Source organism: Grimontia marina, from assembly GCF_900060185.1.
GTDB classification, from domain to species: domain Bacteria; phylum Pseudomonadota; class Gammaproteobacteria; order Enterobacterales; family Vibrionaceae; genus Enterovibrio; species Enterovibrio marinus.
On the sequence record NZ_FIZY01000008.1, the window covers coordinates 129,558 to 137,562 of the forward strand.

The following is an 8,005-nucleotide window of genomic DNA, read 5'->3' on the forward strand; positions in this document are numbered from 1 at the left end:
GGACGAAGGTCATGACAGAATCACGCTTACTTGATCAACTGCAGGCTGACAACGAATTTGCCACCCGTCATAACGGGCCGCGCGAATCCGACCAGCAAGCGATGTTAAACACAGTGAATGCTACCAGCCTTGATCACCTTGTTGAAGAAACTGTGCCAGCAGCTATCCGTCTGCCACAACCTATGGATTTGGATGCACCACTGAGTGAAGTGGACATGCTAAGTAAACTGAAAGACATTGCGAGCAGAAACGTCATCAAGCGCAGCTTTATCGGTCAGGGTTACTACGGTACTTATACGCCAAACCCTATCCTCCGTAATGTGTTGGAAAACCCAGGTTGGTATACGGCCTATACACCATACCAACCAGAGATTTCTCAGGGTCGCCTTGAATCACTGCTGAACTTCCAGCAAATGGTGATGGACCTAACCGGCATGGAACTGGCCAACGCATCATTGCTTGATGAAGCCACTGCTGCTGCAGAAGCCATGACGCTGTGTAAGCGTGGCGGTAAGAGCAAAAGCACCACCTTCTTCGTTGCAGACGACGTTCACCCTCAAACTCTTGACGTAATTAACACGCGCGCAGGCTTTATGGGCTTTGATGTGGTTGTCGATTCCGCGGATAACCTGCCACAACACGATGTATTCGGAGCTCTGCTGCAATATCCTGGCACAACAGGTCAAGTACGCGATCTTACAGGCCTTATTACTGCGGCACAAGCGAACAAAACGCTGGTGACTGTTGCTGCTGACCTGCTCTCCCTCACCCTACTGAAAGCACCGGGAGAGATGGGAGCAGATGTCGTTATTGGCTCAGCACAACGATTCGGCGTACCAATGGGCTTTGGTGGTCCACACGCTGCATTCATGGCAACACGTGACAAACTTAAGCGCACGATGCCTGGCCGTGTGATTGGTGTGTCTATCGACTCGAAAGGCAACCAAGCGCTCCGAATGGCGATGCAGACGCGCGAGCAGCATATCCGCCGCGAAAAAGCGACCTCAAACATCTGTACTGCACAGGCACTGTTGGCGAATATGGCTGCCTTCTATGCGGTCTACCATGGTCCTAAGGGTCTGAAAAAAATCGGTCGTCGTGTGCATCACTTGACGGCACTAGCGGCCGCAGCGTTTAACCACGCAGGCATTGCGCTGGCATTCCATGACTTCTTCGATACCATCACGCTGAACACCGGCGATCAAACCGATGTGCTGTTCCAAAAAGCACAGGACGCAGGTTATAACCTTCGTAAACTTGATGGTCAGTTGGGCGTGAGCTTTGACGAAACCACCACACTGGAAGAAGTGAACGCACTGGTTGCTGTACTGACAGAAGAAACTGATATGGCACAATACGCCTCTTCTGTAGAAGCAGACGAATACGCCGCAATCCCAGAAGCGTGCCGCCGTACCAGTGATTACCTGACGCACACTGTGTTCAACACTCACCAGAGTGAAACCCAGTTGATGCGTTACATGAAGAAGCTGGAAAACAAAGACTTCTCCCTGACCCACGGTATGATCCCGCTCGGCAGTTGTACGATGAAGCTGAATGCGGCAGCGGAAATGATCCCTGTGACCTGGCCAGAGTTCGGTGCTTTGCACCCATTCGTGCCAGCTGACCAGGCACTAGGTTATGGTGAACTGGCGGACTCCCTGAGCAAGATGCTGTGTGAAATCACAGGTTACGATGCGATGTCTCTGCAGCCGAACTCTGGCGCACAGGGTGAATACGCAGGTCTGATTGCGATCCAGCGCTACCACGAAAGCCGTAGTGAAGCTCACCGCAATGTGTGTCTGATCCCAAGCTCTGCACACGGAACTAACCCGGCATCTGCTGCGATGGTTTCCATGAAAGTTGTGGTTGTAGGCTGTGATGATGACGGCAACATTGACGTTGACGATTTGAAAGCGAAAATCGAAAAACACCGCAACAATCTGTCTTGCATTATGATCACCTACCCTTCGACGCATGGCGTTTATGAAGAAGCGGTTCAGGAAGTGTGCGAACTGGTTCATGAAGCAGGTGGTCAGGTTTACCTCGACGGTGCGAACATGAACGCACAGGTTGGTCTCACCAGCCCAGGGTTCATCGGTTCAGATGTTTCCCACCTGAATCTCCACAAAACTTTCTGTATTCCACACGGTGGTGGTGGTCCAGGCATGGGACCAATTGGTGTGAAGTCACACCTTGCGCCATTCCTACCAGGTCATGTGGTTGAAGGCACTAGCTTTGCAGTTTCTGCTGCACAGATCGGCAGCGCGTCTATTCTACCTATCTCTTGGGCTTATGTGGCGATGATGGGCGAGAAAGGTCTAACAGAGGCCACCAAAATTGCCATCCTGAGCGCTAACTACGTGATGGAGCGGCTACGACCTTACTACCCAGTTCTGTACCGTGGTACCCATGGCCGTATTGCGCACGAATGCATTATAGACATTCGTCCAATCAAAGATGCGTCTGGCATCTCTGAGGAAGATATCGCCAAGCGCCTAATGGACTACGGTTTCCATGCGCCTACTATGTCCTTCCCAGTTGCTGGCACATTGATGATTGAGCCAACAGAAAGTGAAGACAAAGCTGAGTTGGACCGCTTCTGTGATGCGATGATCGCGATTCGCGAAGAGATTGCTAAAGTACAGGATGGTGAATGGCCACTGGAGAATAATCCACTGGTTAATGCCCCTCACACACAAAATGATCTAATGGCCGGGGAATGGGATCATCCATACAGCCGAGAACTTGCTTGCTTCCCAAGTGCTCAGGCGAAAGATGCCAAGTACTGGCCAACCTCGAACCGTGTCGACAATGTTTACGGTGACCGTAACTTGATTTGTTCATGCCCAAGCATTGAAAGTTACATGGAAGATTGATCTTCACAATTTCAGTCTATGAGATCCAAAAGCGAGCCAGTTGGTTCGCTTTTTTATTTTTACCAACAAACTCCTAACGCTTTCTATACCCAAGTAACCTCAAGATACTCGTATTGATGGCCTCCCTTCGGTCGAGTGGACTGACGCCTTGCTCTTTGTTGTCCCTTTCTGATGGAGATCAAGGGAAACTCTATATATTCCACAAGAAAACGGTTTTTATTCGACGTTTTTCACTTTTTGTTATTTCTAAACCATCTAATAGTTAACTGTACAATATTATAGAAATTTGAAGTCAAATCATTGTCTTTTTAAAAAAACGAAACTTGTACAATTAATAAGACATCCCCGTGACTGACCATTGTATACAGTTTCTTCAAAGGGTCGCTATAGCATCTAACTTATATTAGAAACTCTTTGTTTAGATGAAAACGATGGCAGGGAAATATTACCTTTGAGTCAATCCCTTACTGACATATGCACTGAATTCGAGACTAACAGAAAATACAAAGCCAGCAGGTAAGCTAACTAAATTTCCATTCAACTTTATCAATCAGAGTTTGAAAGGATAGTTCCTACATTGAAAATAATAACGCTGGTGGCGGCAAAACGTTTGGACTAGGACATTATTTATCAAAAGCATGGAAGCAGCATTTCGCAAAGTTTATCAGTACGCTGAGCCCAATCTGACATTGGTTGGCTGGATGGGGCTAATTGGATTCCCCCTGTATTACTTTGTCTGGACTTACTTTCTACCTCAAGCATACGAGAATCTCCCTTTGAGGCTTTTCTGCTGCCTGTTCTTTATTGTTGTTCTGATACGGAAACGCATCAAGCAACCATTACAAGAATATATGCATTGGTTTTATCAAATTGCCATTACTGTCGTCTTGCCGTTTTTCTTTTTCTACATGCTCTTGATGAATGGCTGGTCAACAGTCTGGTTATTATCGTTTATGGCAGCGATATTCCTCCACATCCTGCTGGTGCATATTACCTGGGTGATGTTTGCTCAAACGCTTTTAGGCTTAAGCATGGCAATGGTTTGTGCTTGGGCGACCCGAGGCTATCACCTTGAGTTTTCGATGGACTGGACCTACTACATGCCCGTATTCCTCTTCATCTATTTATTTGGCAATATTTTCTTTTTCCGTAACCAACAAGAACACGAAACCAAGGTCTCTATTGCAAAAGTCTTCGGTGCAGGCATCGCCCATGAAATGCGCAATCCATTGAGCGGCCTCTGCTCTACTATTGATTTGATTCGCGCAACTATCCCAGATCCATCGAACAACGAAAAAATGTATCTGCTCAATAAGGAAGACGTAAGGTTGTTGCGTGAAGTTAGCAATGATGCGATGAATATTATTCGTGCCGGAAACGAAACCATTGACCTACTACTGACCTCCATTGATGAAAGCCGCGTGTCCCGTTCAACATTCAAGAAACACAGTGCACAAGACGTGTTAAAGCATGCAGTAGACAGTTTTGGGTATAAAAGTGTGTCTGACAAAACTGCAATTTCGTTGCTTAGGTCGAATGATTTCAAGTTTTTAGGCAGCGATACGCTCCTGAAATACGTCATCTACAATCTATTTAAAAATGCCTTCCATCACCGTGGCAGCGAAAGCTTCACGATTAATGTCCTTTTGGAAAATGACCAATACGAAAATCGGATTGTCGTGCGGGACAACGGTCAAGGTATTCCCCGGGAAATTATTAAGTTCATCTTTGAAGACTTTTATACCACAGGAAGAACAGGTAATTACGGCTTAGGCCTTCCCTTCTGTCGTAAAGTCATGCGTTCGTTTGGCGGTGAAATCACCTGTGACTCCAAGCTGGGTGAATGGACTGCCTTTACCCTCACCTTCCCCAGCATTGAGTCCCCGATCGTTGACGTCATCAAGCATAAGCTAATCAAGCTTAAATCTATGCTGGTCATTACCGATGAAGCCGATCTGATTGCACGCACCTCCAAAATCAGCAAAGACGCGGGCTTTAAGCTCGAAACTATCAACGTGTTACAGGCACTGCAAAAACGCGATTTTGAATTCGAATATGATGTGATTATTGTTGATTTAGAAAGCGTCAAAGCCAATGGTGATGTGTTGAGTCATATTGAACCACTCCTTTCATTTACCAGAGCAAAAGTGGTTTATCTTCATAATGGTTCCGCCGAACTCCATCCCTCCCATTCGGTTTACCAACCAACCTGGATTGAGACACTGGTTTGGCGAATCAACACACCCGTTTTGATTGAACAGCTATTTTTTGAGACGGTTGAAATTGCTATAAATCGGCAACCCTCCAATAATGACAGCGCTACACAACAAACCATTATGGTAGTCGATGACAGCGAAACCTTACGGCAATTTACCTCAATCCTTTTGGAAAAGCAGGGTTTTAAGGTCGTTCAATGTCCAAACGGAAATAGCGCGCTACAAACCCTTGACGATGATCAGCAAAGCATAGATTTGATCCTGATGGATATTGAAATGACAGTGATGGATGGTTTGGAAACGTCACGGAAAATCCGGGATTCCAAAGAGAAGTATTCCAATATTCCGATCATCGCGCATACTGGTGACAATTCAAAACCGACTCTGGACAAAATCATCAGCTCTGGTATGTCTGACTTTATCATTAAGCCTTCTGATCAAGACAAGCTGCGGAACAAAATCTCTAATTGGCTGACCTGAAAAAGCACAATCAGGAGCTTTCTGAGACCTGTCTAGAGCCCCCTTAATCAATAGAAGTTCAACTTCGGATTATCGTAGGCAGCCTGACACACTGTCAGTACCTGATCGACCTCTTGGTTACTCATATCAGCACTGAGAGAAAACCGGATGATAGCTTTATTCTTAGGTGTCGCAGGCGCACTGAATACCGCCCCAAAAACTCCATTCGCTTCCAAGAAGTCGCGGACCTGCTCTGTGTTTTGTTCATCCCCGCATTCCAGCGAAATGATTTGAGAATCGCTGCGAATGTTAAATCCAATGTTTTGAAGACCATGACGGAGAGAGTCAGAGACTTCAAACAGCCGCCTTCGCATTTCATCAGCATTTTTTATTACGTCTAAAGTCGCATCTAAGCGCGCAACTTCTTGCGGCAACACAGTGGAACTAAAAATAGCAGGGAAAGATACGAAAGGCATTGTCGTGATAAGTTTATCCGGTCCCAATACAGCCCCTGCCCGGTAGGCAAATGCTTTCGCAAGGCTTGTCGTAACAAAATCTACCCTGTCACACACACCCATCTCATTAATTAATCCAGAGCCACCGGGGCCATGAGTTCCCAAAGAATGAGATTCATCAACCACTAATGCACAGCCAAACTCCTCAGCCACGTCACAAATAGAGGGAAGAGGAGCAACCGTACCGATAGTACTGTATACCGAGTCGACCAGGATTATACCTGGGCCATTTTTTTTAATTTGGCGCTTAAGATTGCTCACGCTATTGTGCAGAAAAGGAATAATTTTCGCACCCGCAATACGAGCTCCCTCCAAAAGCGACATGTGTGCAAAGAAGTCGATATAAACTCGTGTTCCCGGTTCGCAAATAGTTTGCAACAAACCAATATTTGCCGCCCAACCCGATTGCGACAACACGCAATCATCCATGCCAACAAACTCAGCCAACCTGCTTTCAAAATCGGGTTTGTGGTCTTCATCCTGAAGAAATACTGCTGACATCACGACGTTTTCCTTAGATGCCGCAATCGCGTTCAGATGCGCCGATTGAATAGAGTCATTCAGGCTCAGTGATAAGTAATCGTTACTTTGCATCACGACAGCTCCTTGTCCCGGCCGACTACTGACTGGTAGCGGCCGCGAATTTTCATAAGGCTCTGTCATATCGCGCAAAAACGAATTGAGACGTGTTTCTATAAAAGAAGGGAGTGTTTTTGTAATAGTTGATTGATTATCCACAGCCAAGCCTCTTCTTGTTAAAGAAAAATGCCGAAGTCGGCGTTTATTTTTCATACAAAAGCGAAGGGGTGTAAGTCGCTTGTTTTACTCAAAGCAAACTAAAGAGCCGTCTCTGAAAAGTGGCTGGCTTCTTTTTGTGCCTCAATATATGGCTGATTATGAATGAGACGTGACCTGCGATAATTTTTAAGTTTGCGAATTTTCACAATTAATTCATGAAATGGCATGTATAAAATAATAGGCACTGCATAAAAAGGAGCATGAGAAAAAGTGCGCCATTATCAGTTTCAATGAGATATTAAAAAAATTTTATATTTTGCTCTCCTGGAATACTCCTCCTATGTATCTCAGTCCCCGATATACCTGTTCAATCACTTTATCGGTGTGCCCACCAATGAAAACGTATGATGTGACGTTTAGCTCAAGCTCCTCAAACGTCTCTATCATGGCGTTGAAGTTGTCCAAAATCGGCTCACCGACAGAATCGCCCTCGTTGTCACCAATCTCGGTATAGATGGGTAAGTCGCGGATCCGGTCAGCCTGTCTCATGGCAATGTCAGATAGCTGGAATTTCTCCAAAGCTGCGACAATTTCATCAATATCTTTGGAGATATAGAGCAGCGGGTTTTCAGTATCCGGTGCAACAGCACGAATGATAGTCAGATATGCATAGATAAACCATTCTGGTTCCCCACCATTTAAGAGCTTGTTCAATTCTTCCTGAAAGAAATCAGCATGTTGTTGATAATCATGCCTTTTCATCATCATCCCAGCAGGACTTAGCCCAACACACGCACGATACAAAGTTGGATTTTCCATCGCGGCCAGCATAGCGCCAAAGCCACCCATTGAATGACCAAAGATAGCCATTTTTCCCGGCTGGGTCCGGTAGCGAATATCGATTTCCTTTACGACATCCACTGTCAGGTAGTCAAGAAAGTTGCCTGACACGGGAGAATTAATGTACCAGGATCCATTCAGTGAGCTACGGCCATCTACAGCGACGACAATGGAGGCTTCGAGATCTCCCTCGTCCATCAACTCATCCAATATATCGTCGAGGCTAAATAGCTGTTCCTAATAGTAGATCTCAAAGATAAGAGAAACTCAGTCCGCTTTGTGCGATCTGATCAATCGCCAAACCGAAACATACCGACAAAAGGACTGAGTGATGGCCATCATAGCACCGATACCTCGTGGC

Annotated in this window: 3 protein-coding genes and 1 pseudogene; 2 read left to right on the top strand and 2 right to left on the bottom strand. The window is 46.0% G+C overall.

Annotated elements, in window-relative coordinates:
- Positions 1-11: 11 nt before the first annotated feature.
- Complete coding sequence (gene gcvP, locus GMA8713_RS06315) at positions 12-2,876, top strand: aminomethyl-transferring glycine dehydrogenase (protein ID WP_062706942.1); 2,865 nt, start codon at positions 12-14, stop codon at positions 2,874-2,876.
- Between the two features lie 638 nt (positions 2,877-3,514).
- Entirely contained in the window at positions 3,515-5,572 is a 2,058-nt protein-coding gene (locus tag GMA8713_RS06320; protein WP_062706951.1) for an ATP-binding response regulator, read from the top strand.
- A 47-nt stretch (positions 5,573-5,619) separates the two neighbouring features.
- Here the strand turns inward: GMA8713_RS06320 and cqsA are convergent, their stop codons facing one another.
- Entirely contained in the window at positions 5,620-6,786 is a 1,167-nt protein-coding gene (gene cqsA / locus GMA8713_RS06325; RefSeq protein ID WP_062706965.1) for an alpha-hydroxyketone-type quorum-sensing autoinducer synthase, read from the bottom strand.
- A 327-nt stretch (positions 6,787-7,113) separates the two neighbouring features.
- Positions 7,114-7,866, bottom strand: a pseudogene (locus GMA8713_RS06330) (alpha/beta hydrolase); the annotation flags it as partial.
- Between the last annotated feature and the right edge of the window lie 139 nt (positions 7,867-8,005).